At 56.6% G+C, this 26,361-nt stretch carries 23 protein-coding genes, 1 tRNA gene and 2 pseudogenes; 14 read left to right on the forward strand and 12 right to left on the reverse strand.

The window, feature by feature from the left end; all coding sequences use genetic code 11:
• Nucleotides 1-264: 264 nt before the first annotated feature.
• A complete protein-coding gene (locus MRBLMR1_RS20305) occupies nt 265-501 on the forward strand; it encodes a hypothetical protein (protein ID WP_500065916.1) in 237 nt (78 codons plus the stop codon).
• 413 nt (nt 502-914) lie between these two features.
• Here the strand turns inward: MRBLMR1_RS20305 and MRBLMR1_RS20310 are convergent, their stop codons facing one another.
• Nucleotides 915-1,211: a hypothetical protein gene (locus MRBLMR1_RS20310; protein ID WP_500065918.1), complete on the reverse strand. Its 297-nt coding sequence runs from the start codon at nt 1,209-1,211 to the stop codon at nt 915-917.
• Between the two features lie 22 nt (nt 1,212-1,233).
• On the reverse strand, nt 1,234-3,300 hold the full coding sequence (locus MRBLMR1_RS20315; protein WP_183688024.1) for a prolyl oligopeptidase family serine peptidase: 2,067 nt from the start codon (nt 3,298-3,300) through the stop codon (nt 1,234-1,236).
• A 263-nt stretch (nt 3,301-3,563) separates the two neighbouring features.
• On the opposite strand from MRBLMR1_RS20315, the gene MRBLMR1_RS20320 reads away from it, so the two are divergent.
• Nucleotides 3,564-4,190, forward strand: coding sequence for a TetR/AcrR family transcriptional regulator (locus MRBLMR1_RS20320; RefSeq protein ID WP_183688022.1), 627 nt, complete (start codon nt 3,564-3,566; stop codon nt 4,188-4,190).
• Between the two features lie 195 nt (nt 4,191-4,385).
• On the opposite strand, the gene MRBLMR1_RS20325 is transcribed toward MRBLMR1_RS20320, so the two are convergent.
• The 3 genes from MRBLMR1_RS20325 to MRBLMR1_RS20335 all read right to left on the reverse strand — a co-directional run bounded on the left by MRBLMR1_RS20325 (nt 4,386) and on the right by MRBLMR1_RS20335 (nt 7,239).
• Nucleotides 4,386-5,264: an alpha/beta hydrolase gene (locus tag MRBLMR1_RS20325; protein WP_500065920.1), complete on the reverse strand. Its 879-nt coding sequence runs from the start codon at nt 5,262-5,264 to the stop codon at nt 4,386-4,388.
• A gap of 234 nt (nt 5,265-5,498) precedes the next feature.
• A complete protein-coding gene (locus tag MRBLMR1_RS20330) occupies nt 5,499-6,458 on the reverse strand; it encodes a quinone oxidoreductase family protein (protein ID WP_500065922.1) in 960 nt (319 codons plus the stop codon).
• 40 nt (nt 6,459-6,498) lie between these two features.
• Nucleotides 6,499-7,239 carry an alpha/beta hydrolase gene (locus MRBLMR1_RS20335; RefSeq protein WP_183688020.1) on the reverse strand — a complete coding sequence of 247 codons (741 nt, stop codon included), beginning with the start codon at nt 7,237-7,239 and terminating at the stop codon, nt 6,499-6,501.
• A 95-nt stretch (nt 7,240-7,334) separates the two neighbouring features.
• Here MRBLMR1_RS20335 and MRBLMR1_RS20340 point away from each other — a divergent pair, with 95 nt between their 5' ends.
• Entirely contained in the window at nt 7,335-8,240 is a 906-nt protein-coding gene (locus MRBLMR1_RS20340; protein ID WP_148144931.1) for a LysR family transcriptional regulator, read from the forward strand.
• A gap of 26 nt (nt 8,241-8,266) precedes the next feature.
• Here the strand turns inward: MRBLMR1_RS20340 and MRBLMR1_RS20345 are convergent, their stop codons facing one another.
• Nucleotides 8,267-9,238, reverse strand: a complete 972-nt coding sequence (locus MRBLMR1_RS20345; protein WP_148144930.1) for a LysR family transcriptional regulator — start codon at nt 9,236-9,238, stop codon at nt 8,267-8,269.
• Nucleotides 9,239-9,411: 173 nt separating this feature from the next.
• Complete coding sequence (locus MRBLMR1_RS20350) at nt 9,412-10,131, reverse strand: L,D-transpeptidase (RefSeq protein ID WP_500065925.1); 720 nt, start codon at nt 10,129-10,131, stop codon at nt 9,412-9,414.
• Nucleotides 10,132-10,565: 434 nt separating this feature from the next.
• On the opposite strand from MRBLMR1_RS20350, the gene MRBLMR1_RS20355 reads away from it, so the two are divergent.
• The 5 genes and pseudogenes from MRBLMR1_RS20355 (at nt 10,566) to MRBLMR1_RS20375 (ending at nt 15,726) form a co-directional block, all read left to right on the forward strand.
• Nucleotides 10,566-11,000: a MarR family winged helix-turn-helix transcriptional regulator gene (locus tag MRBLMR1_RS20355; protein WP_206827346.1), complete on the forward strand. Its 435-nt coding sequence runs from the start codon at nt 10,566-10,568 to the stop codon at nt 10,998-11,000.
• A gap of 54 nt (nt 11,001-11,054) precedes the next feature.
• Nucleotides 11,055-11,801 carry an SDR family oxidoreductase gene (locus MRBLMR1_RS20360; protein WP_148144927.1) on the forward strand — a complete coding sequence of 249 codons (747 nt, stop codon included), beginning with the start codon at nt 11,055-11,057 and terminating at the stop codon, nt 11,799-11,801.
• A gap of 292 nt (nt 11,802-12,093) precedes the next feature.
• Nucleotides 12,094-12,254, forward strand: a pseudogene (locus MRBLMR1_RS20365) (transposase); the annotation flags it as partial.
• A gap of 983 nt (nt 12,255-13,237) precedes the next feature.
• The gene (locus tag MRBLMR1_RS20370; RefSeq protein WP_148144926.1) at nt 13,238-14,308 is read left to right on the forward strand and encodes a class I SAM-dependent methyltransferase; all 1,071 of its coding nucleotides are present in this window, start codon (nt 13,238-13,240) and stop codon (nt 14,306-14,308) included.
• The gene (locus MRBLMR1_RS20375) at nt 14,251-15,726 is read left to right on the forward strand and encodes a hypothetical protein (RefSeq protein WP_500065928.1); all 1,476 of its coding nucleotides are present in this window, start codon (nt 14,251-14,253) and stop codon (nt 15,724-15,726) included. The genes MRBLMR1_RS20370 and MRBLMR1_RS20375 overlap by 58 nt, the downstream gene beginning before the upstream one ends.
• A 130-nt stretch (nt 15,727-15,856) precedes the next feature.
• On the opposite strand, the gene MRBLMR1_RS20380 is transcribed toward MRBLMR1_RS20375, so the two are convergent.
• Nucleotides 15,857-16,327 carry an RES family NAD+ phosphorylase gene (locus tag MRBLMR1_RS20380; protein WP_500065930.1) on the reverse strand — a complete coding sequence of 157 codons (471 nt, stop codon included), beginning with the start codon at nt 16,325-16,327 and terminating at the stop codon, nt 15,857-15,859.
• Nucleotides 16,328-18,347: 2,020 nt separating this feature from the next.
• On the opposite strand from MRBLMR1_RS20380, the gene MRBLMR1_RS20385 reads away from it, so the two are divergent.
• From MRBLMR1_RS20385 to MRBLMR1_RS20400, 4 genes are all read left to right on the forward strand, one after another.
• A complete protein-coding gene (locus tag MRBLMR1_RS20385; protein ID WP_183687967.1) occupies nt 18,348-18,521 on the forward strand; it encodes a hypothetical protein in 174 nt (57 codons plus the stop codon).
• 232 nt (nt 18,522-18,753) lie between these two features.
• Nucleotides 18,754-18,972, forward strand: coding sequence for an EsV-1-7 cysteine-rich motif-containing protein (locus tag MRBLMR1_RS20390; RefSeq protein WP_148144921.1), 219 nt, complete (start codon nt 18,754-18,756; stop codon nt 18,970-18,972).
• A gap of 337 nt (nt 18,973-19,309) precedes the next feature.
• A complete protein-coding gene (locus tag MRBLMR1_RS20395) occupies nt 19,310-19,498 on the forward strand; it encodes a hypothetical protein (RefSeq protein WP_148144920.1) in 189 nt (62 codons plus the stop codon).
• A 332-nt stretch (nt 19,499-19,830) separates the two neighbouring features.
• Nucleotides 19,831-20,055, forward strand: coding sequence for a hypothetical protein (locus MRBLMR1_RS20400; protein WP_500065933.1), 225 nt, complete (start codon nt 19,831-19,833; stop codon nt 20,053-20,055).
• Between the two features lie 731 nt (nt 20,056-20,786).
• Here the strand turns inward: MRBLMR1_RS20400 and MRBLMR1_RS20405 are convergent.
• Nucleotides 20,787-21,212 carry a PAS domain-containing protein gene (locus tag MRBLMR1_RS20405; RefSeq protein ID WP_286194948.1) on the reverse strand — a complete coding sequence of 142 codons (426 nt, stop codon included), beginning with the start codon at nt 21,210-21,212 and terminating at the stop codon, nt 20,787-20,789.
• Nucleotides 21,213-22,423: 1,211 nt separating this feature from the next.
• Complete coding sequence (locus MRBLMR1_RS20410) at nt 22,424-22,600, reverse strand: DUF1330 domain-containing protein (RefSeq protein ID WP_148144917.1); 177 nt, start codon at nt 22,598-22,600, stop codon at nt 22,424-22,426.
• A 1,252-nt stretch (nt 22,601-23,852) separates the two neighbouring features.
• Here MRBLMR1_RS20410 and MRBLMR1_RS20415 point away from each other — a divergent pair.
• A tRNA-Ser gene (locus MRBLMR1_RS20415) sits at nt 23,853-23,942 on the forward strand.
• Nucleotides 23,943-24,223: 281 nt separating this feature from the next.
• Here MRBLMR1_RS20415 and MRBLMR1_RS20420 read toward each other — a convergent pair.
• Both MRBLMR1_RS20420 and MRBLMR1_RS20425 read right to left on the reverse strand, forming a co-directional pair.
• Nucleotides 24,224-24,655 (reverse strand): BA14K family protein, encoded by a 432-nt coding sequence (locus tag MRBLMR1_RS20420; RefSeq protein ID WP_148144915.1) that lies wholly within the window; start codon nt 24,653-24,655, stop codon nt 24,224-24,226.
• Nucleotides 24,656-25,119: 464 nt separating this feature from the next.
• Nucleotides 25,120-26,151, reverse strand: a complete 1,032-nt coding sequence (locus MRBLMR1_RS20425; RefSeq protein WP_500065935.1) for an IS110 family RNA-guided transposase — start codon at nt 26,149-26,151, stop codon at nt 25,120-25,122.
• Nucleotides 26,152-26,259: 108 nt separating this feature from the next.
• On the opposite strand from MRBLMR1_RS20425, the pseudogene MRBLMR1_RS20430 reads away from it, so the two are divergent.
• Nucleotides 26,260-26,361, forward strand: a pseudogene (locus MRBLMR1_RS20430) (IS5/IS1182 family transposase); the annotation flags it as partial.

The following is a 26,361-nucleotide window of genomic DNA, read 5'->3' on the forward strand; positions in this document are numbered from 1 at the left end:
ATCTCATCCGTCCCTTTGAAAGTCTTCCCCGCTTCGCTCCGCATTGGTACCCGCTTTACATTTCCATTGCGTGACCGCGCCTCGTTCCCGATCTGTCGCTGGCAGATTTATGGCGCAAGCACGGCTCTGCAAGGCCTTTCCGCAATGAAATCAGCGTGAGATGCCAGCGGAGCCGTAAAGTTTCTTCTCATTGATCGACTGAAATTCGGTCTCGACCCAGCACGCCCGATTTCCCATATCGGCGCCGCAAAGAAGGGGAAGGCTATGCGTGCGTTTCTGGAAAGGCCATTCGGCCCGACTGAGTTGCAGTTCATCGAGGAGGCGTTCGACGATTGGATTGTTGCGAACCGCGTTCTCAAGGACAGCCCAGAAGCTGAGCTCGCCGCAGCAATCATCATCACCCTATTTCGAGAGGGACATGATACCCGATCGGCACTGGAGACTGCCATGTCCAAGCATCGCGGCCTGAAGGATCTGGCCGGCTTGGCATCCAGGTCTTGAAGGGATATGAACCGTCGACCCGCGTACGGTTTTACAAATGTGCTGATTAACAATCGTTTTCCCAGCAAGATATCGCGGGATACCGGGCCGGTCGAAACACTGGCCAATGCGAAAACTGGCGAGGTCTTATTTAGCCTCTGCACAAATCATTTCCGCCTTGGGTGGAATCACCTCTACCGGAATCAAAACATGGCTGATACCGATGATGGCACTCTCCCACGGAATCCGGCGCCCAGAAGTTCGTCCTTCGCATCGTTCGTCGCTGCCTCGATAGCATTCAGAACCGCGGACATCATGATTCGCCCGGTTCTCTGCAGGGTTTCGTTTGTGCGTTGTTGGGCGGCTGTGAAAGGGAATTTCCGGGTCATCGGACGTTTTTTCATACTGTCAATGGCACAGGCTTGAAGGCAGGGTCACTCTTCGCCGCGCCATCTTCGGATCTCCCGGAGCATTCTCAGGTTTTCGCGGGCCTGCTGTGCGTTGATCAGGGCCTTCTCCTGGTTGATCAACTGCTCCCGGTCGCGACGATGCTGCTGCCTATACATGCAACCATTTTGATGCCGGGAGCCATAGTCGTAGCACCTGCGCCTGTCGCCGTAGCGATCCTCTCCGGCTGTGGTGCATCCGGCCAAGGTAAGGGCAATCAGAAAGCCGCCGCCAGTGGCGAATGCGGCCTTCCTGGCCCGCGCGGTACGGTTTGTCTTCATCATCTCGTTCATCCTTTGCATCGTTTCATTTCGGCCCAATGAGATCCAGGCCGGTCCAGTGAGCGGCAAACGCCCACATGTCGGCATGCTGAGCGATAGTCTTGGCAAGCGGCATGCCGGCGCCATGCCCGGCCCGCGTCTCGATGCGAACAAGCCGCGGTTTCGAACCGAGGTCGGCTGCCTGGAGAGCGGCGACGTACTTGAACGTGTGCGCCGGCACGACACGGTCGTCGGCATCGGCCGTCGTTGCCAAAATTGCCGGATAATCCGTGCCCTGCCGGATCGTGTGATAGGGCGAATAGGTCATCAGGTTGCGAAAATGCTTTTCCTCGGACGGGCTGCCGAATTCGCTGATCCAGAAACCGCCGGCGGTAAATTTGTCGAAGCGCAACATGTCGAGAACGCCGACGCCAGGCAACGCCACGTCGAAGAGATCGGGCCGCTGATTGGTGACGGCGCCCACCAGCAGGCCGCCATTCGACTCACCCTGGATGGCAAGCCCCTTCGGCGAAATGATCCCGACCCTTTTCAGAAACTCGCCTGCGGCGATGAAATCGTCGAACGCGCTCTGCTTCTCTTCGAGCTGCCCGGCGCGATGCCATGCCCGGCCATATTCGCCGCCACCGCGGATATTGGCGATCGCCAGCACCCCGCCCTGCTCCACCCAGGCAAGCTGGATAGGATTGTAGTAGGGAACCTGCGAGATGCCGAAACCGCCATAGCCGTAAAGCAGGGTCGGCGCTGGTGTCGTCACGTCCTTGCGGCGGACCAGAAACAGCGGCACTTCCGTGCCGTCCCTGGAACGATAGAACCGCTGTTCCACAGCGATCTTGTCCGCATCGATCGGCGCCTTCGGTTCCGCCCATGGAGTGACAGTGTTGGATTGCGTGTCGTACCGATAGATCGCAGCCGGCGCATCGAAACCGGTGAAGCCGAAGAAGGCTTCCTTATCACCCGGATGGCCCTGAAAGCCGCCAGCAGTACCGATGCCCGGCAGGGCGACCGTCCCTTCAGGGGAACCGGTCATACCGAAGCGGCGGATCTCCGTCTTGGCGTCGACCAGATATCCGATGAACAGCTTGTTTCCGAGCAGGGCTGCATCGTTCAAGACTGCGTTGTCGGAATCTTCGGCCACGATTTCCTGAGGCTTCGGATCGTCCTCCGTCACATCAAGCGAAACGACGCGCCGACGTTCTGCGCCATCTGTCGTGACAAGGACGAGCTTGCTGCCGTCATTGCCGATGACGGACCATTCCGCCGCCATATCCGGCATGATCATTCGCGCTTTCCAATCCTTCGAAGAAAGGTCGACAATGGTCAGCGCGTTCTCGTTCGTACCCGGCGTCGAGGAAATGGCAAGATAGCGTCCGCGCTCCGCGCGGTCGGCGACATGCAACAGTCCGGGGCGATCGGGCGTGGCATAGATCAGACGATCATCGTTTTGCGAGGTGCCGAGCCTGTGAAAATAGACGGCATGGTTGGCGATGGCCGCGCCGCTCGCACCTTGCTCCGGCTTCGGCATACGGGAATAGAAAAAGCCAGTGCCGTCGGGAGCCCACGTGATGCGCGTGAACCTCGCCCATTCGACTGTGTCTCCCAGCTCTTCGCCGCTTTCGACATCCAGAACCTTGATGGCTCGCCAGTCGGTGCCGCCCTTCTGCACGCTGAAGGCCACATGGCGACCGTTATCGGAAACGCTCCATTCGCCGATCGCATCGGCATTGTCTTCCGTCCACGCATTGGGATCGATCAACAGGCGTGCGTCACCGAACGCGCCGTGCCGGACATAGAGAGACGGTTGATTTTCGAGTCCCCTGTTCAGGGTGAAGAAATACTGATCACCGCGCTTTCTCGGCACAGTATAGCGCTCGTATTCGAACAGAGCTTTCATCCGCTTTTCGAAGATGTCGCGGCCGGGAAGCGTATCGAGATAACCTCGCGTGACCTTGTTCTGGGCCTCGATCCAGGCGCTTACCGCCTGATCGCTTGGTGCTTCGTTCTCAAGCCAGCGATAGGAATCGACGACAGCCTGGCCGAAATGCTGTTCGGTGACCTCGATACGCTTGGTCGTCGGGTAGGTAATGTTCGACATTCCATCCTCCAGAGGTGGGCGGATAAGCTGTTGAATTGGACAAGGAGACAGGCGGCGACTGCGGTGGATCGGTTCATCGAAGGCTCCTCGTAAACGGTGAACACGGAACGTAATGTTCCTGTGCAAAGAATCATAATGGCACTTAGTGTCATTACTATGATCAATTGAAGAGCGGTTCTCTATATGGCACCAACGGAGCGAGCTTTAAAAATTTGGCGCTTCATGCCATATTGCCGGTGTGACGAGCGTATGTGGAGATCAGGGTGAGCAGAACGGTCCGGGGCGACGCGCATATCGATGTGGCACGAAGTGCTGCGCGCCTGTTTCTGGAGAAGGGTGTGGCGGGCACCAGCGGCGACGAGATCGCGGAGGCGGCCGGCATATCGAAGCGCACCCTGTGGCGTTACTTTCGTTCCAAGGAAAGCTGTATCGAGCCGCTGTTCGCACTAACCTCCCAGCGGTTCGCGGCCAAGCTCCGGAACTGGCCGCTTGATATCTCCGTGGAGCGCTTCCTCGAGATCACCTACGACTTCAGCAAGATAGAAGCGGAGGAAATCGAGGATGGCCGGCTCGTCGTCCACCTCATCGCCCGGCTTGAAGAAGAGCCGGCGCTTCTCGAACCCTTCTTCATGGCTACGCGGATGACGGAAACATTGCTGGCCGAGGTGATCGCCTCAAGGTTGCAGATGTCTCCAACCGATTTCGAGGTCCGGCTTTGCGCGGCGACGGTCGCTGCGGGCATGCGTGTCATCGACGAGACCGTAAGCAGGGCTGCGGTCAAATATGGGCAGATCCCGACAGTCGCCGAGACCAATGACAGATTGGCGCAGGCCATCCGCCGCGCCAGTACGCTACCTTTTTGCGACCCTGTAAAACCTCGGCACAGTTAGCCTCCATGTTCGAAGCTCTGAAAAGGGAAGAACACTCGTTTGTTCAAGCGGAATCCTGAAGCGCCAGGCAACAGCGTCCGCCCGGACATGTAAGCGCGTAATGATAAGTCTTGCCGTCCAAATCCATCCCCTGCGCCCGGCACAGGCTTTGATTACTCTCAGCCATATCTCCCACAGAAAGAATGCGCCAACCCGTTAGGGTGCAACGAGGAAATCCAGAATTATCGGAACCAGCCGATCGGCAAGAGGACGTTCAGGATCGTTATACGAAAGAAGGTTCTCTTTCCGCTCCATCGAAGAGGACTTCAGGACGTGGTTCATGCCCTCGACCACAGCAAGACTTGCGGTAGGAGAGGCCGCCACAAGGCGCTTCGCATCATCTATCGAAATCTGGAGATCGGACGTGCCCTGTACGACGAGGATCGGGACTGAAAGCTTGGACAATTCCTTGGCAGGATCGATCGGCAGCCACGACATCAGATACTGCTGCGCGCTCGGGCGGTAGATGGCCTGGAGTTCGGGTGGCACGTCCGTGATTGCGTTTCCTTTCAACAAGCTTTCAGTGATCCGGCGTGATGCAATCTGCAGGCCGGAAGGAACGCCCGCTGCCGCGAGTTGACGCTCGATGATCGCTGCCGCAGGCTCTCCCGCGCCGGCGACCATTACGGAACCGGATACGCTTGTTCGCTGCGCGGCGAGGGTGGCGACAAGGGCGCCTTCGCTATGCCCGAGGACGATAACCCGCGTCACTCGATTTTGCGTGCGGAGAAAATCCAGCCAATCGACCGCATCGCTCACGTAGGTGCCAAAGCGCAAATCCTCTTCGCGTGTGGCGGCACTCTTACTGCCTCCAATGCCGCGCTTGTCCGTCCGCAATGAAGCGATGCCATAGGCGGCAAGGCCCTGTGCCAGGAGTTTCAGGCTGTCATTGCGGGCATTGGGGAGGTTTCCATCCCGATCTACGGGTCCCGATCCCGCCAATATCAGAACGGCAGGAACAGAGTCGGAGCCCTCCGGCATTGTCAAAGTGCCGCGGAGTTCGCCGGAGCGAACCTCCTGTTCACTTCCAGCCATTGCAGATGCCGAAGACAGGGTGACGGCCATTCCCAGTGACAATAAAAGCAATTCCCGCAATATTCCGGCTCCCCATCTCAGCTCCATGTGCGGCATATTCCGGCTTGGCTACTACAGCTGCATCTCAAGGCGATACCAGGCGTCTCTCGGGACACGCGTTAAAATCTACGCCCCTTTACGGCACCAGCAAGGCCGCATGGATTCCGATCTTTTGGCAGGAGTTTCGAATCCGGATCACGGCCTCATGATTATGCGGCCCAGCGGCTTTGCGGTTTCAGCGAAATCATGCGCAGCGGCGGCCTCCGAGAGCGAGAAAGTCCGATCGATCACGACCAGAATACGCCCCGCGGCCAGCGCTGCAAACAATTCGTCTACCATCGAGTGAACATCGGGCCTTTCGAAAAGAGGCCCCATGAATACGCCAAGGAGTGTCTGGTTGGACTGCATCGGGGCCCACAGATCGACTGAAAGGCCGCCCCCGCCCGCGTTTCCGACGAACACAACCCGGCCTTCCACCGCGAGGGCGGAAATGGATGCCGGCAGCGTCGTGCCGACCGGATCGACAACGAGATCGACACCCGTGCCGTCGGTGATCCGGCGGACAGCATCGGCAACGTCATGCGACAGACGATCAATAACATGAGCGGCCCCGAGAGAGCGCAACCGGCTTGCGCGCGTCTCTCCGCTTGCAACGGCGATCACCCTTGCGCCGGCCTGGGCTGCGAGCTGGACGGCGGCAAGGCCAACGCCGCCGGCGGCTGCCTGGACCAGGACGGTTTCGCCGTGTTGCAGCCCGCCTCTGGTAAAGAGGCAATGGTACGCCGTTCCAAAAGAAATTGGCAACCCCGCTGCATCAGCTGCATCCACGCCATCCGGTATCAGCCAGGTCCGGACGGCAGGCACCACCCAGAGTTCGGCATGCGAGCCATGCATGTCGAAGGCAGCAACCCTGTCGCCGACTTTGCGTCCCTCCACCTTTGCCCCAACCGCGACGATCATGCCTGAAGCGGCGTAACCAGGGACCCAAGACGCTTGAGGCGGCGGCGTCAAGCGCCGGTTGATCAGATCGCCTCCCTCGATGGAGATCGCTTCCACAGAAATCAGCACCTCGTCGGGGCCTGATACCGGATCGGCAATATCGATGTATCTCAGAACGCTGGGAGCGCCCGGGGTATCGTAGACCGCTGCTTTCATGATTTTTCTGCCTCTGCAATGCGGCTGCGCCACGTTGGGTCTATTTTACCGCCTCGATCGCCTGCACGATCACTGCGGCCGTCTCTTCCGGATGAGACATATAGACCATGTGACTGGACGCGATGTCCGCCGTTTTCGCGCCAGAGCGTTGGTACATCCAGCGCGCCAGATCCGGCGGAATGACCTTGTCTTCCGTCGCCACGATCGCAAAGCTCGGCTTGTCTCGCCAGGCCGCATGGCCGAAATTTGCCTCGAAGACTGCGACCGGCATCGGTGTCGACGAAGCAGACATGAAGTCCGTCAGGCTTCGTGGCAGGTCCGCGGCGATCGTATCGTGGTAGGACGCGGGATCGGGAACGAACCTGTTATTGCCCATCATTTTCATGTCGATCTTCATCGGATAGCGCTTCGACAGCTCCGAAAGCGTTTCGCCCCCGTCAGGCTGGAGCGCCGCGACATAAACCAGTGCCTTCACGTTTGCTTCGGATCCCGCCTCGGTGATCACGGCTCCGCCGTAGCTATGGCCCACGAGAACGGTCGAACCCTGCTGTTGGCGGAGCACAAGGCGCGTGGCGTCGATGTCGTCGACAAGGCTGGTATGCGGCAACTGGACCACGCTCACCTTCAAACCCCGGGCTCGCAAAATGTCGTAGACCGCTCTCCATCCCGAACCGTCCATCGTCGCGCCGTGAACAAGCACGACATTGGTGGCGTCGGCCATTGCCGGACCAGCTAGAGAACCGGCCAGCATGGCGGCCAGGATTATTTTTGCCATTTTCATTGAGAAGCCTCCTTAAAAACCCCTTGACCATAGACCAGTCCGCAGCTCTGGATTAGATGCCAGGAATCGCTAGGGTTTATAGAGAGGATCGATAAATGGATCGCTTCGTTCTGCGCGACCTTGCCGTATTCGAGGCGGTTGCGCGCCATGGCAGCTTTACCGATGCGGCGGCCGAGCTTGGCGTCAAGCAGTCCTCCCTGAGCTACGCCATCGTCCAGCTCGAGCAGAAAATCGGGGTTGCCCTGCTTGCACGGACCACCCGCAGCGTCGCCCCGACCGATGCAGGCCGACGGCTGCTCGAAACGCTCGGTCCTGCATTGCGGGATATCGGCGAGGAATTGCTGAAACTGCAAGACATGCGCGCATCGGTAACGGGGACGGTCCGTCTGACGATGATACCCGTCGCTTTTGAAACCATTGTCCGACCAAAGCTCAGGAGTTTCTATGAACGCTATCCGGATGTGTCCGTCGAAATTTCCACCAACGAGGGATTGAACGACATCGTTGCGCAGGGCTTCGATGGCGGTATTCGTTTCGGCACGCTGATCGAAAAGGATATGGTGGCACTTCCCCTGACTGCATCGAGCCGCGTCGTCATTGCCGGATCGCCCGCATATTTTTCGGAGCGTCCCATCCCCATGAGCCCTGACGACCTGGCGGGTCACCGATGCATTTCCTATCGCCTTTTGACATCGACGAGGCTGTATCGCTGGCCTCTCGCCAAGGGCAAAAGCAAGATCGAATATAAAACCGATGGTGCGCTCGTGTTCGACGATGGCGACGCTATCCGCGCAGCCGTCATCGACGGACTGGGACTTGGCTTTCTATTTCGATCTCAGGTCGCAGCCGATCTTGATTCTGGCCGCATTCAAGAGGTACTCGCTGACTGGGTCACTGATCTTCCGGGTTTCAGCCTCTATTATCCCAGCCGTCGCAGAACCTCTTCCGCATTTCGAGCACTGATTGACCATCTTCGTCACGGTACGCGAAACGGCGTGTAGGGGTTCACCCCCACCAATCTCGTGCATTACTCTGCTATGGGCGCGAGTGTCTGGACAAGTTCCGCATCCGCCAGATCGTCCCGTGAAGGCCTCTCGAAAATACCGTCTATCGACCGCAGCTCCGCTACCGTAAATTCGCTGAATGCCCGAACGACGGGGCTCATGAACCGAAGGGATGGATAGGCGAGAAATGCTTCCGTAGGCTTCACCTCGTATTCCGGCAGAAGGCGCACGAGACGACCCTGGGCAAGCTCCTCGTTTACCATGAGTTGCTGTACCGCCCCAGCCGCGTGTCCTTCCATCAGCGTCGACGCGATGACGGCCGCGCTGTTCGTACGGATGATCGGATGGATCGGAATCTCGACTGCTTCTCCGTCGCGGTGGAAAAGCATCAGCGTATCTTGCAAAGTCAGTGATCTCGAACTGGCAACCATGCTCACCTGCGACAGGCGTTCTATGGTGTCGACAGGTCCATGCCGAGCGAGGAAGCTCGGAGCAGCGACAATAATCCGGCGGATTGATCCAAGCCGCCTGATGATGAGTTCTTGATTGACGGGCCGACCATATTTTATGGCCACATCGAAATTCTCGTAAATGAGATCGGCGTCTCTGTTTTCGAGGATAACGTCTGCGGTCACCGCCGGATACCGACGTTGGAATGCCATCACGATGCCATGCAGGTGCTTCGTGCCGATACAGGACGGCGCATGGATCCGCAGGTGGCCTTCCACCTTTCCCATATCCTGTCTGACGCCTTCAAGCGCTGCATCTATTGTGAGCAGCGCTTCACGGCTTGCATCATAAAGCGCCTGCCCCTGCGAGGTCGGCCTTACGATGCGCGATGAACGTTCCAGTAATCGTGCACCGACATGCCGTTCGAGATTTCGGAGGTGTTTGGTAACGCCCGGCTGCGACAGCTTGAGATCACGCGCGGCGGCGGTCACCGATCCACGCTCCACCGTGCGCACAAAAGCCTTCAGGGCTGCGGCAATATCCACGACACATCTCCCGCGATTGACATTGCAAACGGTCTGCCCTCCGATCAAGGTGTACTCGTTCGTAGTGCAAGGATAAACACCAATATGGCTTTTTAATCCGGCGTTGCACCGCGCTGCCTCCTTCCGCGGACGCCTCGCCGCGAAAGGAGGCAGCGTCGCAATGCCGCGGGGTCTCAGCCGAAGGTCGGCGCCTGATGCACGACGATGCGCGCGTGATAAGGGATACGCTGGTAAAGATCGACGATATCGTGACTGGTCAGGCGCACGCATCCCGATGACACGCTCTTGCCAATCGATTGCCATTCCGGGCTGCCATGCAAACGATAGAGCGTGTCCTGGCCGTTCTGGAAAATATAGAGCGCACGTGCGCCAAGCGGGTTCGTAACTCCGGGATCCATGCCGCCGTTGGCGACAGAATATCGGTCTAGTTCCGGCTGACGCGCAATCATCTCTGATGGCGGCTTCCAACGCGGCCAATGCTGCCTCCAGTGGATGATACCATCTCCCTGCCAGGAAAATCCCTGACGACCGATACCAACCCCGTAGCGCATGGCAGTCCCGCCCTCTTCGACCAGATAGAGAAAACGGTTGGGGGTATCGACCACGACCGTCCCGGCTTTCTCACCCGTCGGATCGACAACCTGCTGTCGGTAATATTTTGGATCCATCTGCCGATAGGGAATGGCCGGCACTATATGCCCGCCGTCTTCGAATGCCGCATAACGTGCCTCAAGCTCCGCGTCGGGCGTTCCAAGATTCGGGAAAGGTTCGAGCTGCGTCGCCGTTACCGGTTGCGCCACGGGCGGAGTGCTTGTCGCGCATCCGGACGTGGCAGCCGATAACGAGCCGATCATGAAAGCGCGGCGCGATAATGTCATGGTGTCTGGCTGCATCTGCAAATATTCGCTGCTGGTTGACAAGCGCCGGAGCGGCGCTGGTTTCTGGAGAGAAACAACACAACCGAGCAAACGACGCTATAGCTTATGGGGTAATTGCCGGCATAACCGTTGGTTATGCAAATAGCCGTCGAGCGACGACGGAGCAATCGAGACAGTCCTCGTTAATGAGGACATCGCTCCTCACGAACCGATGTCGCGAGCGATGATCGTCGTAACGCTCGGCTTAAGCTTCATCTTCTCGACAACCTCGTTACGGGTGCGAACACTGTCGTACTGGTAAATAAACTACGTTCCTCTTCGGAATGGCCGGCTTAGGTCGGCGGTTTCGGCAGCTTTGCGCCCCAAGCGTTCATCGCATAAATTCAAGGAATACCTATTTCTGGGGTATACGTCTTACGTCCTCCGAGCAGAAATGTTTAATACCGGGAATGACAGAACCTACGCCCGATCAAATCGAAAAACTCGCTACTGCCTTTGAGCGATTTACCCGTCGTTTCAAGGTCGCGGAGGCAGCGGCAGTCATGCAAAACTCGCTCAACGCACTCGACATTCAGGCGCTTCTATTCATTGATGAACATCCCGAGTGTAATTTGGGGGATGTTGCCCGGCACCTTCAAGTCGCTCTGACGACAATGTCGTCTTCAGCCGACCGACTGGTACGTCGGGGTATGATTGACCGACAACGGCCAGAGGCGAACCGTAGGTCGGTGGCTCTGACCATCACAATCAATGGACAGCAAGCGGTTGCAGGCTATCTCGATGGATATCGAGCCTCTTGCAAAGCAATGCTTCAGGCTCTCGATCCCGTTGATCAAACCGAATTCTTGCGGCTTACCCAGCAAATCGAAAAATACGGCGTTTGAATATTACGAACTTCGTAGTATCTCTCCGAGATCGAAACGATCAGGGACGTCATCATGACCAACACATCGCCCACTGCACTCATCACAGGAGCAAACAAGGGTATTGGCCTCGCCATCGCGCGGCAGCTTGGCACAGCCGGACACACGGTCTGGCTGGGATGCCGAGACATTTCACGAGGTGAGACGGCAGCTAGCGACCTGCGAGATAGCGGAATAGACGCTCATGCTGTGCAACTTGATGTCACAGACAATACAAGCGTTTCCAACGCTGCCAAAACCATCGAAAGCAAAGTGGGGCATCTGGATGTTTTGGTCAACAATGCCGGGCTCATGTTTGGTCCGCCGCCCTCGCTTGCCGAAGAGTCACTTGACGAGATGCAGCGGATGTTCAACACCAATGTATTCGGCGTCATGCGCGTCACTCAAGCTTTCTTGCCGATGCTGCGCAATTCGAAGGCGGCCCGGATCGTAATGATGAGCAGCGGCCTGAGTTCATTGACGGACGCCTTGGACATGCGCAGCGAAACATGGACGGTTGGCTATGCCGGATACTGCGCCTCTAAGACTGCGCTGAACATGTTGACCGTCAAGCTCGCGAAGGAGCTGGATCGGGAAGGGATAAAAGTCAACGCAGTAGACCCCGGCCTCACATCGACCGATATGACAGGCAACAAAGCCGGGCACTCACCCGAGGAAGGCGCTCGCCCAGCATTTGCGCTAGCAACGACCCACGCATATGGACCGACAGCGGGGTTCTTCGCTTGCGCTCCATCAGGCGAACTTTTGCAAATGAGTTGGTGATACGGAATCAGGGGATATGGGATGCGAGCCAATCGGTTCCGCATCTCAGTGTCTCCAGGCGGGATAGCGTCGATACCTGTCATGGTCGGCAGGCCTGATGGAAGCGACGCGTTGAGACGAGTGGCGGAGGTTTTGGCAAAGACACCACGGTAATGCGTAATCGATTTTCATGGGAACGAAGATATCTTACCTACACATACTTCGTTGGAACCTCGAAACCGGCCTTCATGCAATTCGAGAACCGTGGACGTCTCAGAGCTTCACGCGCCTGAGGTCGCAGCGGTGGCGAAGCCGCCATACCATCGACGACCCGTCACGCTTTCGAAACGCAACCTCCGTGGGAGCCTACTGGGCCTGACGTCACGCCGCAAGCAATCGGGTGAAACGGACACTGCCGGCCAAGTCTCGCGATGGGGAGATCCGAAAGTGCGGCTGCGCCTGATGTCGCGCGCCGCGGCCGGAGCAGCAGACGCGGGCCTGGGCTCTCGGCACTTGAAATTTTTTTCGCTGCCTGCGCCATAGTGTCCATGTCGGGACACTTGGTTGGCGTGGGCTGGAAGTCGCTTAGGTCAAGGACAGGACCAGGTTCCGGCGTGACGATGCCATCGACGGGAGGTGGGGCAGTTATGCGGGGTGCCGGATCGGGGGCAGTCGATCCCGCCTCCCTTCTGACCACTATGTTGAGGCTCCTGCGGCTACCCTATTTCCCGCTCCTGCACGGCGAGAATTCCCGAAATCACGTCCTGCGAACGTCGCTATGCTGATTTCTCCGATACTCTTCATCTTCCTGGATCGGCCTTGCTCGTTACACTGCGCGCAGGCCCGATCGCGCGGCGGCCAATCTATCGGGATTTAGCCATCTTCGAATCGAAGGCAGTCTCCAAACATGGCATCGGGTGGGTGAAATGACAGGGTTGCCCCGGTGATAAAATCCAATTGCAGACCCGATTTCCAGGAAGGTCTATGACCGACTTTCCGGACGTGCGCTTGCGTGCGCGATAAATGCAAGAAATCACTTGGTGAGGACTCAGAAGATCGGGGACATTTCGGAGACGATATCGTTCTTCTGCGCGACACATGCAACTGGAGAGGCCGTCGCCTGTTCCATGCCGGCAGCAAAGGCCAGTAGATATGTTGGCGTAGCGAGACGATAAGAATCCGGGACATGCGCAGAAGATCGTACTGGCGTCTCACGCCCAGGCTGCAGTCGCCTACTCTTTAGAGCCTTCCCCACGAATGATGCGTGACTTCTATCTGGTTGGATAAATCGTCCGCGCACGCGATATTCTGGCACCTTAGTCAATCTGGCGAAAACGATAGATTGCTGAAGTTGTCGTCAGAGGTCACAAATTGTCATTGGGAGACGCCACGCTGCGTGCGGGCAAAGTCAACAAGCCAGGGAGGTTCTCTAACCGCGCAAACGGAAGGATGCGGCCATGGTTGAAAAACACGTGATCGATAAATGGCGAAACGCCCCCCGATTGACAACGCTTGCGGGTTTTTTCGAACGGACAGCGAGCGGAAAAGGCGGCGCACCTGATCGGAGAGAGCCGGATGTGGACCTCAGCTTGCTGGACTTCGACCTCGATTGCACGGTTTTCGCATCTACCCACCGGCGACTATGGGGTGCGTTCGACAGTCATTACTTTGCGAGCATACCTTTCCGGCTCGAGGAGGAATGCCGTATTGGATCTTCACTTCTGTCGCTGGCCTTGAGGAAATGGGCGCGATCCGGGGCCCCATCTAAACTCTATACGCTCGGAACCGGCACGGGTTGTCTCGCACGCACGCTTTCTACCCTGGGAGACGGTCGTATCGAGGCGCTTTGCTGCAGCCCAACCTCTGCAAACCGAGATGCTTTCTCTGCAAACCGGGGAAGCGAACACGCCCATTTTTTCCATGGACCTTTCTTCGATCTCACCGAAGATCGCTATGATACGGATCCAGAGCTTCGCCCATTTCGTGACGGTTTCGACGTGCTTCTCGAAGACACGACGTTCCAGATGTATGATAGCGACCGTCTGAGGCAACTCGACTTCATTGTCCCGCGTATCAAACCGGGTGGATTGTTGGTCCAGATTGAGAAACTGGCTCACAATGATGTCGACATCTATCTCGATCGCGAGCGCCAGAAGGACGAGCTCTTCAAACCGCGTTTCTTCACCCCGAGCAGCATCGCTAACAAGCAGGACGAGGTGCTTGATACGATGCACGATCTTCAGGTCGACATGCAGGCGACGGGCGCGGCGCTTGCCTCGTTTTTCCGTTACTCCGCAATCACCTGGAACAGCGGAAATTTCTACACCATCATCTCGTCCAACGCCCGAGCGACCATCGTCGAATTTGTTTCGCTGATGCTCAAGCCTGCAATTCCTCCCGCCTTTTGCCATCATCCGCTGCCGATCGTGCTGGTTGACACCGATGCAGATGCGGTCGCATCGGAGCTCAATTGGCGATCTCCAAGCCCAATGGTCGCATTCGAACCACGCCGGCCATTCGTTTACTGAACATTGGCGGGGCGAGCATGTCTGCGTCTATCATGCACTATAGTGGCGCTGCCGAAATCCGGTTCGCGCTCACGGCTCTGATGCCATCCATTGAGCCCTTCTGGAACCAACCGATCGCCGCCTATGCCGCGGCGGCCTACCGATTGGATAGACCGCAGTCAACGAGCTGCGTGCGAAACCATGCGATGACGCTCCTGCGTGCTGTCACCGAGCGGGCCGCGCTCAAAGCAGGCTACGATACAGACGAAACCGCAGCTGCTGGCCGTGAGTTGCTCCAATCTCCGGTCATACAGACGGGGCCCCATTGCTTGCTGCTTTTCGAGCCGGATGCGTTTTATACGCATCTGTTCAGCCTGCTCGGCTTGGCCGCTCATCCTAGAGAATGGCACATCACCTATTTCGGCACGACGATGTCATTCAAGGAATCGGCCAAGAAGGGGCCCGGCTGGCTTAGGATCGATGGAGAGCCGCTCAATCTCTTCGGCCTGCCCCGTAGTCGAATGGATGGACGCAGCATCTGCTGCCCAAACGGCCCATATCGTTTCGCGCTGACGAACTCGGAAGGTAAGAAAACGCCGACCCAGGCGTCCCGGCAACTGCTGGACGACCTTCCCTCTTTCTCCTTCGGCTCCGCAGCCGAAGCTATCAAATGCGCAAACCAGATATTGTGGCAGAAGCGGATGGGCACACCCCTGAAGCTGCTTCAGCTAGACGATTTCGATGTTGCCGAGCTCATCGCCGATCACCTGGATGATACCGGATCATGGATGGCGAAATGCTTCGTTTCTGGAGGTGAAGCTGAAAAGATTTCTGCAGATATCGACCGGCTCAATGCTGGTCCTTGGCGAGGATGGATCAAGAGGACGACAGATCATTTCTGGCTGGTGGAGAGAGATAGCGTCGTGCCCTTACGGCTGTACGCCGGCTATCTGCGCAGCGGCAGTGCTTGCCATCCCGACATCGAATTCACACCTTCTGCAATCGCTGCGGCGCTCCGCGATCGGAAACTGCTTCCAAGCCTGTTCACGGCATTTCTCGTGCTTTCGATACTTCCTGGTGTTCGCGCGCTCGGTGGATGCCGGCAAACAGTCTACCTCCCGCTTATGCGTTACCTCACCGCTTTAAGTGTGACGCGGTACGGAGACTATGAGCTACTGGATGCGCTAAGGCAGGATGAGCGACCAGGACAGTGGGGCCATCGTGTCTTTCTACCCGCAGCTGCGGATCCCATTCTGGAGGTCGATACAGCCGGTGGCATTTCAACGCTATTGCACAAATATCGAAACATGCGAGTGACCGAAGCAAGTGGCGATTTGACGAGCTTTACGAAGGACGCAATCTGGGCGGAAATGGCCAAGCATCTGGCAAACGGCGACATCTCTGCCGGCTCTCCAGAGTGGTCCTGGTCAGCGGCGTGACGGGTTTTCGCTGCAGCGCAATTGGAAAATGACTTCCGCGGTAATGCGGTCGTGGCGTTCATCGCCAGCCATATGGCGACTGGTGGCGCCGCCGCCCGGAAACCGCCTGCAGTCCGCAGAGGTCGAATGATCACGCCTCCAAGCAATCGCCTCCGGCGGGGTTGGTAGATGGGATCGGCACTCCCTGTCGAGACAAGTGGTGTCCTCCGTCCGCTATAGCGACAGTCTGTGTTCGTCGCCGATAAGGATCAGGCGACTGGCCGTTGCTCCAGTTCCAAAGGACGAGATTGAGATCATCGGCGGTTGCGGCGGGTGCGTAGCTCTTCACGATCAGCCCGCAATAACCGTCAGCGGCAAGCCGACGCCCGAAGGTCTGCTTTCTTGTCTCTCCAGCAGACTTCATCTGGTAACGCAAGGTCGGATCCGCGAGTGCCGCCGCATCCATGCCTTGCGTCCGACCGGCCGTGTGGTCCCGACAGTCGAATACATGTTCGAGATCCGCATCATAGGAGACCAGCGTGGTCGGTTGCAGATAACCGACTTGATTGGCCTCTTTGAGCGCAGTCATGATCGTCAGCGACGGATAAAAGGGCCGGCACACCTTTCGATCGCCTCAGCCAGTGCCAGTACATCCGTGGTCACCGGCGAGCGAGCGTTGCCTTATAGATAAGGCGCTCATATTTTAGCGCGACCCATTTCGGCCTCGGAAGGAACGTTCCGGAGCCGTGCCCGTTCCTTGCTAATCGGATGGAGGCTCACCCAGATGTTCAAGAAGTTATCTACGCTCACCGCAGCGGCAATGGCCTGCCTCACTCTCGTAGGCTGCGTCAGCGAGAGCGGTTATTCAACGTACGACAGAGGCTACAATCGCTACGACAGACCATCGTATGTTTATCGCGCTGACCGGCCCGGTAGGGATTGGGATCGCCGACATCATGACAGGCGCGATTGGGACCGCCACCGGGAGACGCGACGGGATGATCACCGTGACCGCCGCGATTGGGATCGCAACGACCGTCGTCGATCGGAAACTCGGGAGTACCGAAACTATCGCAGCAACGACCGAGACGGTAACGAACCCATCATTCTGCCGCCGCGTCGTACTTGATCCTTAGACGCGAGAAAGCCGCCCCTCGTGAAGGGCCGGCTTCCTTGCCGGTGGTGTCGGTGGGCCAAGGTTGCTGAAGCCTTGGTACTGAATTGCGCCTACTGCTTACAAGGCAGTTGCTGGTGGACCAGGGCCGGCCGTTCTTCAGACGCCTCCGATACACGATAGGCCTGCCAGATCTCGATCTCGTTGTCGCTTCCTGCTTCCTTGGCGTGGGGGGGTAAGGGCGGACATGATGCGGATCTTGATGCCGAGGGTTCGTACGGTCGCTTGGAGTTTGTCGGTCCCGTTCATTGACTGGCCTCCCCAAATTCGTATCCGTCGGTTCGGGGATCGGAATAATAAAGTAGGGCCCACCTCCTCGTAACGCCGCTTGTCTCTTCGATGTACCTCGTCATCTGATTAAGCATGCGCTCTAGGTTGCGGTACGGGTTAGTGCCAACGAGGTCGTCGAAGTAGGTGGCCACGAGGGTGTCCGCATGCGAGCTCGCTACGCCTAATTGGTAGAGCGCCGTCTCTGGCGTGGAAGTGCTATAATATGCTGCTTCGTCTCGAGCCCTTCAATTCGGCAAGCGAAAATTCCCCGCTCTGTGTCACGGTGATTTTCGTTTGCCAGACGCCAGCTAAGAATGGCGTCCACAGCGACTGCTGCCACTAATCTGCCGCTAGCTTGTAACTGCGGCTACAAACCGCTTGGGCGCACCCTGCCCGGCCACCACATGAATGGGTCATTGATCGGCTTTCCCGAGCCGATTTGTTCGTATTGATGGTTTTGAAATTGGTTCGATCCACTTACACGAAGCCTCCCTCATCTACGCGCGATCCGCGCAGCCACTTGAACCCGAGATGGGTTGGCTGCGCGAGGATGTGCAGCTCGCCTTCTTTGCCGGCGCCGAACATCGTGCCGCGCAGCGCAGCATCATCCCTCGGACAACTGAAGTCTTCGATGAACAGCCATGACCTCGCTCATCAAACAGGCTGACGAAAGTTCGCAAAACTCTCGCCATCGGTGAAACCATCACCTACTGCTAGGCTTGGCGAGGCGGGCCTCTCCTCAAAGACAAATCCGGCCGGTCTATCAAGCCCGACGACCCTGCCCTGCGCCCCCGCGCGTCCTACCCCTCCTCGCATAAGACCGCACAGAACTTGATCCTGTCTTCGGCACGCTCACGTTTGGCCTGCTCCTTCCCTTCTGTCGAAACGGAAGAAGCGCCCTCCGCGATTAGGCAGAGGGCGCTTGTAATGGAGGCGGCTCGTTCGTAACATGCTGTCGCGTTCTCGTGGGGACGAGTGTGGCCGGAGCGCGCTTTGTGCAGCTCTGGCCACTTCACAAGGAACCAACGCGTGCCAGCTTCGTTATATCGACGTCGCGAGAGCCGTCCCCCGTCCCCTGACAGAGTTTAAGTCCCCTCTCGAACTCAAGCTCTCGCGACACCCTCCTCCCTCAGTGCGAATCACCATTGACTTTTTGCATTCTATATGAGAACATAAAGTGAACATTATGGAGGTGCAGATGAACCGTACCGATGAAGTTGTATCTCGAGCCTTGGCTGTCGTTGCTGCATCGCGCGCGCTGCGTGAGAAGCAGGAAAAGCAGAGGCGTGAAGTTTACGAACGCGTTCAGATCGCCTCTCTAAAGCGTCCTACTGTCCCGAAGGGCATACAGCTGCGCCTTAACCTGCAATGACACTTCCTCGTCTCAAAGACTACCGCGCAGACAAGATCGACATGTCGTGCAATTGGTGCGGCAGCTATGGGGAATTCGAAAGGAAGGCGCTTATCAAAAAGTTCGGCGCCAACACGAAATTTTCCGAGCTTCGGAGGATCTTGGCAAATGGGTGTGAGTACGCAGGAACTGATCGCTGCTACGCATCTTTCCCTTGCCTGCTGAACGCCAGGCTTCTCATAGAGGCGCGAGGATGAGCGACGAAACCAGAACCACCCGCACCGACTCAGTAATCGTCGAACACTACTGCTGCCATGACGGCTGCAAAAAGTGGGGCTGTTACGGCTTCGAGGAAAGCAGAGCCATCACACTTTGGTATTGCGCCGAGCATCAGCCGCCCATCTATCGGGGCCTGCCTCGGCATGGTGAGGCACGGTTAGCTGCAGCCGAGATCGCCGACATTCTCCGGTGATATGGACTGAAAAATACGATTGGCGCATCGCCTGGCCGGGCGAAGGCCATCAGAACTGTAGCGGCTATGACGGCTCAAACTAAATCGGCCGCATCATGCGAGAGCTGACGACACACACCAGCAAGAACGAATTCATGTGGTCAGGCGTCGCTCATGGGAAAGGCGGCTTCACGCGTCGCATCACCAGGCCGTATCGAGGATGGGGGCCAGAGCACTGGCAAGCCGCGAATGCGGTCGAAGATTGGTAGGATCGGATGCGCGAGGCGAACGGGTTGCCGCCCGCTCGATGACGGGCGGCTGCTTTGCGAAGGCTACGACGGTAACGAGGAGACTGCTGATGTTGCAAAAAGAGCCCGAATTTCTCATGCAGTGTGCTGTCGAAACTATTCACGCGTCGCCGCCGGTCGGCATCCTGCACTTACTGACCGACAAGCGCCAATTCGCAGTTGCCATCACCGAAGAAGCTGCGCGGGACGTCGCAACCAAATTGCTGGCTTTCGCAAACCAGTCGAAGGATGACGGCTGATGTCCCGGTGGCATACTCTAATGACAGAGAGGTCCCCGTTGTACGATCCCCGAGAATGGACAAACGTCAATTTGTGTGATTTCATGGTTGTATGGCGCTTTTAGCGCGCCCCTGACTTGCAGTCATTCTAGCCCCTCGGAACCACCCGAGGGGCAATTTGCGTGTACGGTCTCGTACTCTTTTCTCCAGGAAGCATGACGACTATATCGATGGTCTGGGTGCGATGGAGGCTAGTCTCCTTCCGACTATAGTTTTTCTAGGCATTGACATGGTGCTGCATCAACCGAAGCGGTGCAGGCACCCAGTTGATATTGAGGCAACAGATTGTGGAAATGAGCGAAATTATTCACGCTGGCTTCGAGAGCCCGACCCTTTCATTTATCAGGGATATCGACATCGAAGAACTTATCGAGCAAATCGTGGATAATGTCGATGTGTATGCTGAGGCTATGGAAGCAGCTGCGATGCTCCAATCAAACTCTGTTTGCGGCATGTATCGAGGTGCCGGCTGGAGCGTCTGGGCCTGGCGGACCTCTCATGCTGGCTCCGTTCACTGATCTCAGGGCGGTGGTGCGGACAGCGGAACCTTTTTACGAAATTCGCAGTTATACAGCCGCCAAACCCTTGTTGCGTCCGCTCCGGGGCTGGGTAACAAGCCCCGCTACTTCCACGAAGTTGTAGCGGGGCTTTTTGATGTCCCAGCTGCATTAGCAGAATTAACCTTCTACGCTTACCATTATCCGAATAGTTTCTTGCCGACCTAGATAATTACCTAAATAGTACCTCGTTCAATCGCGAGGCATATTATGGCAGGCAAAAGGCTCTATAGTGTTCGTTCTCCGAGACTGACATTTCGGAAGCGCCCGAAGACACCCGTAAAAAATGTACCGCTACCGATACGCCCAATGAAGCCCGATATTGTGTTCGTTTATGCTGACGAAATATTGGATCACGTGTTCGTAGAGCCGTCTAATGATAACGGCCATCGGTATTGGTCTTTGAGGTGAGCAGCCTCGCGCAAGTAATTTTGGCCATCCTTCGAGTGCTGTCATTTACCCCTCTTGGACAGTTAAACGGGTCGGGCTGTGTTTAGTCCGGCCCGTAGCCTCTTGATGTCAAGGTGGTGGGTTCGGCCATCATGAAATTCCCGTAAATGCTGGCATGGCCCTCACCCCCGGCGAAGAGCCTACGGTCTATTCGAGGCTGCCTCCGCAGAGATTGTCAAATACCGTACCATTTAGCGGAACGGCTGGGGGACAATCACGGCACGCCAAGCGCGCAGAAGATGTTAGGGTGGCATCTGGGAGCCATCAGTCTGTGCTTCCTGGCCAGGTTCCCTCAGTTGATCGATGGGATAGACTATGCCGGAGAAAAATAGCGGCATCGAATTCTCGTTCTGGAAACAACGTCCCATAGCAACCGACCATCTATAGGCACCTGAAGCGTTCATCAGCCGGTGCTCTGCATGATATGATTGGCCGTCGAGAATAGCTTGTTTAATCAGACGCTTCGTTTCAGCTCGATCTTCTTCATGTACGCGAGCGAAATAGGATTCGAAAGGAAGGCCTTTAACGGTTTGCCTGGGATCGAGCCCAAATAGCGAGGCCACCAGGGTATCTCCAAAAATGAGGTTGCTCTCCACAACCCATGTGAAAATACCGGCTTCAGTGGGCGCTAAATGATCTTCCGCATCTTGTTGGTTTTCCACTTCCATCAAAATCACGTCTTTCCTCCTAGCAGCGCCGCTTCCTCACTTACGAACACCCGTCCTGCAGCTAGGCGGGATACAGCGGCTTACTATCTAAGGTAGACCAACCCAAAAAAATGCAAGTAGTTCCTTCACTAATCGTTTAAAAAATTGCCCCACCCAAGTATTTAGGTGATAACTTGTCACAATATTCGATTATGAGTAATATCTCCGGCTGGGACATACAAAAGAACTAAAAACCGTCTCGGATATAAAATAACAAGACGTTCGCCTGACATGCTGAAAGGTACCGAAATGGATAAGACTATCGCGGCTCGTTTGGAGCGGTGGAAAACCGAACTCAATATGGCGCCGTCATCCGAAAGACATCAGGCGTCGTCCTCTGCATTATCTCGCCATATCAGTAAAGTCCGCGACGCAAAACGTCAGGCTCACGTTGGACACCGGAAGACTAGCGCAGGCGATGGCCCTGACGAGACCAACAGGTAGTCTTTGAAACCACCGACTGATGCCATGGCGGTGGTGTGCCGTCAGTTCCGATAGACAAAATCCATTCGGTGGGCGCAACTGCGCGTCTTTGACCTCCAGTCGAGGCACAGGCCTCTCGGAACCACACGAGTGGCCTTCGCTCGGTACGGTATAGGACCTTTCCTCGCTATTACCATCTGACTATATCAACTTTGGGGTGCGGGAGGGGCTTGTCTCTCCCCGATTTCGCTAATGCGGAATAGTTGGCTTTACAGCTGCGTCAACCGAAGCGGCGTGGGCACCCCACGATGTCAGGGCGGCAGTCCGAGCGCCTCGCACAAGTTTCGATATTGATAACATAGTTTCCTCGTTATTCTGCGAGGAAGCCATCACGCCTTTTATTCAGTTAACATTGCGAAAGTGTCATGAACGTTGCCAACGACAATTTGGACGAGCTACGGCGCGCCGAAAAGACTTTCATTGAGGCGGCCAAGCTGCTCCAAACGCGGCTGGACGAGATGAGATCAAACCTCGAACGTCTAAGTGAGATCTCTGACAGAAGACAGGATGCTCCTGATCCAAGGTAGGCTCCGAATGAGGATGTCGGTGCGCACGAAAACTTCTCTCTGTCTTTCCGGTTTTTCACCCGCCAACACTGTTTTGTCCATCTCAAGGTCTTCCTCGGCCCCGGTGCGCCATCATCGCAGCGGGGCTTTTGATGTCAGGGCGGCGGGTACGCTGTCCTCAAGTCACACACCTTCGACGATACGGATGTCTCGCTCTACGACACCTTCGAGCAACGCCATCGCATCCTGATAAGCCGGGCTGTCGTGCGCAGCTTTTGCATGTTCCACTCTATCAAATTCAAAAATCACCGTGCGCTGCTCAAGTCCTGCTTCGTAACATCGCGTGTGATGAAAAAACACGCTGTTAACCTCCGACGAAATGCTGCAAGGGGAATGCGAATCGGCATAAATAATTACCTTCAGTCTTCGCCCCCTACCGAGAGATATCCCGCGGAACCTTCGGGTCTATTCGCTGTTATTGGCGAGAACGGAGAGCCCCAAAATGACGAGACTGGAGAACGACCCCGGCCTGCAGAACAAGAGTGAGCCGTTGTATGAGCGCAGAAAGAAAGCTTTGCTTGGTCGAGGGGCAATAATCGCTCTGGCGTCCTTCGCGGCGCTTATAGCTGGGATTTGGCTAATGATCGTTAGCTATGGTCTGATCAGCGGAAGGTGAGGCCAATCCGATAATGCCACGGAACCTTCTCCTGCCCTCGCCGTTCGATAGCCGCCAAACCCTGTTGCATCCGCTCCGGGGATGGGTAACAAGCCCCGCTACTTCCACGAAGTTGTAGCGGGGCTTTTTGATGTCAGGGCAGACGGCCCCGACAATCGGCTCACCTGGCCCTGCCAGCTTTAAGCAAGCCAGCGCAGATACCCCTCTCTACAGTAATTGAACAAGAGCGATTCGAGATGATTTGGCGACCTGTGTCTTCGTTAGCTGCCAACAAGCTAGTCTTCCTAAAGTTCGACCACCTGACGAACGCACATTGGATAGGCTACGTGAATGCCGACGGGATCTGCGAGTGGCCAGAGAAGGTTAAGGGCTATCGCCCGACGGGCTGGCAGGAGGCGCTTAGCGACATCTCAGCCGTCGCTGAATTCTGCAAGTGAGCGGCGGTTTAGAGATACCAGCGATGAGGTCTCTTGGGATTCCGGATACTGAGCGCCAGCTCGATTATGCGCATGTCCCGGTAACCATGAAATTTATCGGCCACTTCTCGTGCAGCTGCCTTCGCAGTCTGGTCTTCAAGTAAGCTGAGACGGACATCAATCGGTCACTGGACATCGCACTATTCTGAGCAAGGGGGATAACCGCGCCTATGTTTCTGCAGTGGTGGACCGTCGCGATGCCGATTCGCTCGCATTCGATAGCGGACTGGACCAACGGACGAACTGGGCTCTAAGGCAGGCCGGTCGGATAGATCCTACTGGTTCCAAACCCCGGCCTTAAGGAAATTGCTCCGCCGCTGACTCTTTTCCAACATTTTCTTGAGGAAACGCCAAGTTTTCGAGATATTTCTGTAAATATCGGTTGATCCCTCGAAATTCATCGGTATATATCGCGCCGTTCCAACGTTTTTGGGTCGGCAGCGACGCAGAACATCCTGAAGGACAGGTGGCCGAGTGGTTTAAGGCGCACGCCTGGAACGCGTGTGTGCGTGAAAGCGTACCGTGGGTTCGAATCCCACCTTGTCCGCCATTTTCTCAATTAAAACAGATATTTACGTGAGCAAAACTGATATTCGGGTCGTTTTATCGTAACGGCGTCTGCAACACCTTTGTTTTTTGGATATCGGCGAGCCATCCCCTGTGGGTGGGGCAATCTCGATCCTCTGGAGATCGCTGCTCCGTAGAATCACTGGTCACCTACATCACCAGATCGTTGGCTTGCAGTCCGCGTCGACAAGTCCCATTCGCTACATCATGGAGTAAGAAAAAAGGCGGCATCTCTGCCGCCTCTCTTCACGCTGCCACGATCAATCAGTAAGGCGACTGGCACTGCGCACGCACGCCCGCGCGAGGTACATACGTGTTGTCCGATGCACGGTAGGTACGATAGCGATTAGCGCACCACTGCGCGTGGCTGCTGCCGTACGAACGATTGCCGGAGTTGGCAATCGCACCACCGATGATGGCGCCAGCCGCCAGGCCACCGATTACCGCACCTGCATTCGATCGACGATGCCTGTGGTGGTGACGGTCATACCGGCGGTGGTGTCGGCTATAGTGCCGCCTATCACCGCGATGATGCCGGTAGTAGCGGCGATGGTCGCGGTATTGGACCTGTTCAGCGTTGCTAGCCTGTGGGGCAGAAACTGTGGGAAGTGGTAGGGCCGCAGCCGGGGCAAACGAGGTCAGCGTTACGATCGCCGAAAGCGAGACCGCAGAAAATACCTTGGAAATTGTTCGCATAATTGTCTCCGTTAATACGGGACATAATGCTCCGGAAACGTACTGGTTCCAAAATTAGTTAGTGCGCAAACAATCAGAGAGAACAAAAAGGCCGGAACGAATCCTCGCCCGACCTCCGCTGATCGCCCCAACCAGCGCCACGTACATCCGTGGTCACCTAGGCCGCGTCCCCATAAACGGGGTTCATCTTGTCGGCGGTGTGTGATTCATATGTGGAACGGCCCGGTTAGCAAGGTATTTTCCTCGTAGTTCACCATTGGACGGTGCATTCATATGTTCGGCCTGTTGATGCGGTATTGCCCGCTGGCCACGATGAAGTCCGCAATGTCGATCGCCTAATCAATCTCACGCGCTCCACGGCGCCCTGAATCACACGGTCTGATCGATATTGAGGTTGCGTTCCGTTGGTTCATCACGCTGTTGTACCTTGCCGCTATCCCGGCACATAACGCCGGGAATTCTGTCTATGCCTTGATCATGACTGCCGGGGTCTGATAAGTCCCTCCTTTGACAAGAAGCGCCCATATTGTACGCGCTATCTTGTTAGCCAGCGCTACCGCAGCGACCTTATAGGGCCTCCGCTCCAGCACAGAGGCGATCCAGGCTGGTAGTTTCGCGCCTCTTCGAGCCTGCTTCAGGATTGAAGTCGCGCCAACGACTAACAAAGTCCTCAACTGCTTGTTGCCACGTTTCGATATTTTACCGAGCCGCTCTTTTCCTCCACTGGAGTTCGCCCGCGGTGTAATGCCGATCCAGGCCGCCAAATCACGCCCGGTCCGAAAGCCAGCGGGATCTGGAACTGAAGCGCAGACAGTCGCTGCAATGATGGGTCCGACGCCGGGAATCGTTGTCAGACGGCGCGCGGCATCATCAGCCTTCACTGCGGCGACAATCTTGCAATCGAGCTTTTCAATCCTTCCTGTCAGGATATCAATTTGATCGCCCATTTCTAAAAGCGCCGCTCGAGCTGAAGTGGGAAGTCGATGATCTTCTTCGTCGCGTACTATGACGACGAGCTTGGCGATGCTGGGCATCCCGGTTGCGGCAATGATCCCTAGTTCGGCCATGTGAGAACGCATGGCATTTGACATCTGGCTGCGCTGACGGACAAGCAGCTCTCGCGTCTTCAAAACCATCCCGGCGGCTTGTTCCTCCGCGGTTTTGACGGGTACAAAGCGCATTGTCGGTCGTGTCACCGCCTCACATATAGCCTCTGCATCTGCGGCGTCCGTCTTATTTCTTTTCACGTAGGCTTTCACATAGGCAGGCGGCATCAGACGAACCGTATGACCGAACTCTCCGATCGCGTTCGCCCAATAGTGGGCGGTACCGCAAGCCTCGATGCCTATGAGGCAAGGCTCGATGGAGCGGAAAAAATCAAGCACCTGCGAACGCCTCAACGAACGGCGAACCGCTACTTTCCCTTCTCCAGTTACGGCATGGACCTGAAAGATCGACTTGGCTAAATCAAAACCGATTGTGGTAATCTTCTCCATGGAACGGTCCCTTCAATAGTGTGGTGATTGGCGTCTTCACAATACGCATCCTTGATGCGGGTTCGAAGGGCCGTTCCACACCATCAATCTCCTTGAAAGGAGATTGCCATGCGCCGTCACGAATTGAGCGACGAAGAATGGGCTGTCATCGCACCACTTCTGCCGACCAATACCCGTGGAATTGAACGTGTTGACGACCGCCGAGTGATC

Origin of the sequence: Neorhizobium sp. LMR1-1-1.1 (genome assembly GCF_040675795.1) — a bacterium.
GTDB classification, from domain to species: Bacteria; Pseudomonadota; Alphaproteobacteria; order Rhizobiales; family Rhizobiaceae; genus Neorhizobium; species Neorhizobium cellulosilyticum.

Bases quoted from the DNA above. Each gene is read 5' to 3' on its own strand.
- MRBLMR1_RS20305 (WP_500065916.1), top strand. From the start codon at position 265: ATGCGTGCGTTTCTGGAAAGGCCATTCGGCCCGACTGAGTTGCAGTTC.
- MRBLMR1_RS20310 (WP_500065918.1), bottom strand. From the start codon at position 1,211: ATGATGAAGACAAACCGTACCGCGCGGGCCAGGAAGGCCGCATTCGCC.
- MRBLMR1_RS20315 (WP_183688024.1), bottom strand. From the start codon at position 3,300: ATGTCGAACATTACCTACCCGACGACCAAGCGTATCGAGGTCACCGAA.
- MRBLMR1_RS20325 (WP_500065920.1), bottom strand. From the start codon at position 5,264: ATGGCTGGAAGTGAACAGGAGGTTCGCTCCGGCGAACTCCGCGGCACT.
- MRBLMR1_RS20330 (WP_500065922.1), bottom strand. From the start codon at position 6,458: ATGAAAGCAGCGGTCTACGATACCCCGGGCGCTCCCAGCGTTCTGAGA.
- MRBLMR1_RS20335 (WP_183688020.1), bottom strand. From the start codon at position 7,239: ATGAAAATGGCAAAAATAATCCTGGCCGCCATGCTGGCCGGTTCTCTA.
- MRBLMR1_RS20340 (WP_148144931.1), top strand. From the start codon at position 7,335: ATGGATCGCTTCGTTCTGCGCGACCTTGCCGTATTCGAGGCGGTTGCG.
- MRBLMR1_RS20350 (WP_500065925.1), bottom strand. From the start codon at position 10,131: ATGCAGCCAGACACCATGACATTATCGCGCCGCGCTTTCATGATCGGC.
- MRBLMR1_RS20355 (WP_206827346.1), top strand. From the start codon at position 10,566: ATGACAGAACCTACGCCCGATCAAATCGAAAAACTCGCTACTGCCTTT.
- MRBLMR1_RS20360 (WP_148144927.1), top strand. From the start codon at position 11,055: ATGACCAACACATCGCCCACTGCACTCATCACAGGAGCAAACAAGGGT.
- MRBLMR1_RS20370 (WP_148144926.1), top strand. From the start codon at position 13,238: ATGGTTGAAAAACACGTGATCGATAAATGGCGAAACGCCCCCCGATTG.
- MRBLMR1_RS20385 (WP_183687967.1), top strand. From the start codon at position 18,348: ATGAACCGTACCGATGAAGTTGTATCTCGAGCCTTGGCTGTCGTTGCT.
- MRBLMR1_RS20390 (WP_148144921.1), top strand. From the start codon at position 18,754: ATGAGCGACGAAACCAGAACCACCCGCACCGACTCAGTAATCGTCGAA.
- MRBLMR1_RS20395 (WP_148144920.1), top strand. From the start codon at position 19,310: ATGTTGCAAAAAGAGCCCGAATTTCTCATGCAGTGTGCTGTCGAAACT.
- MRBLMR1_RS20400 (WP_500065933.1), top strand. From the start codon at position 19,831: ATGAGCGAAATTATTCACGCTGGCTTCGAGAGCCCGACCCTTTCATTT.
- MRBLMR1_RS20405 (WP_286194948.1), bottom strand. From the start codon at position 21,212: ATGGAAGTGGAAAACCAACAAGATGCGGAAGATCATTTAGCGCCCACT.
- MRBLMR1_RS20420 (WP_148144915.1), bottom strand. From the start codon at position 24,655: ATGCGAACAATTTCCAAGGTATTTTCTGCGGTCTCGCTTTCGGCGATC.
- MRBLMR1_RS20425 (WP_500065935.1), bottom strand. From the start codon at position 26,151: ATGGAGAAGATTACCACAATCGGTTTTGATTTAGCCAAGTCGATCTTT.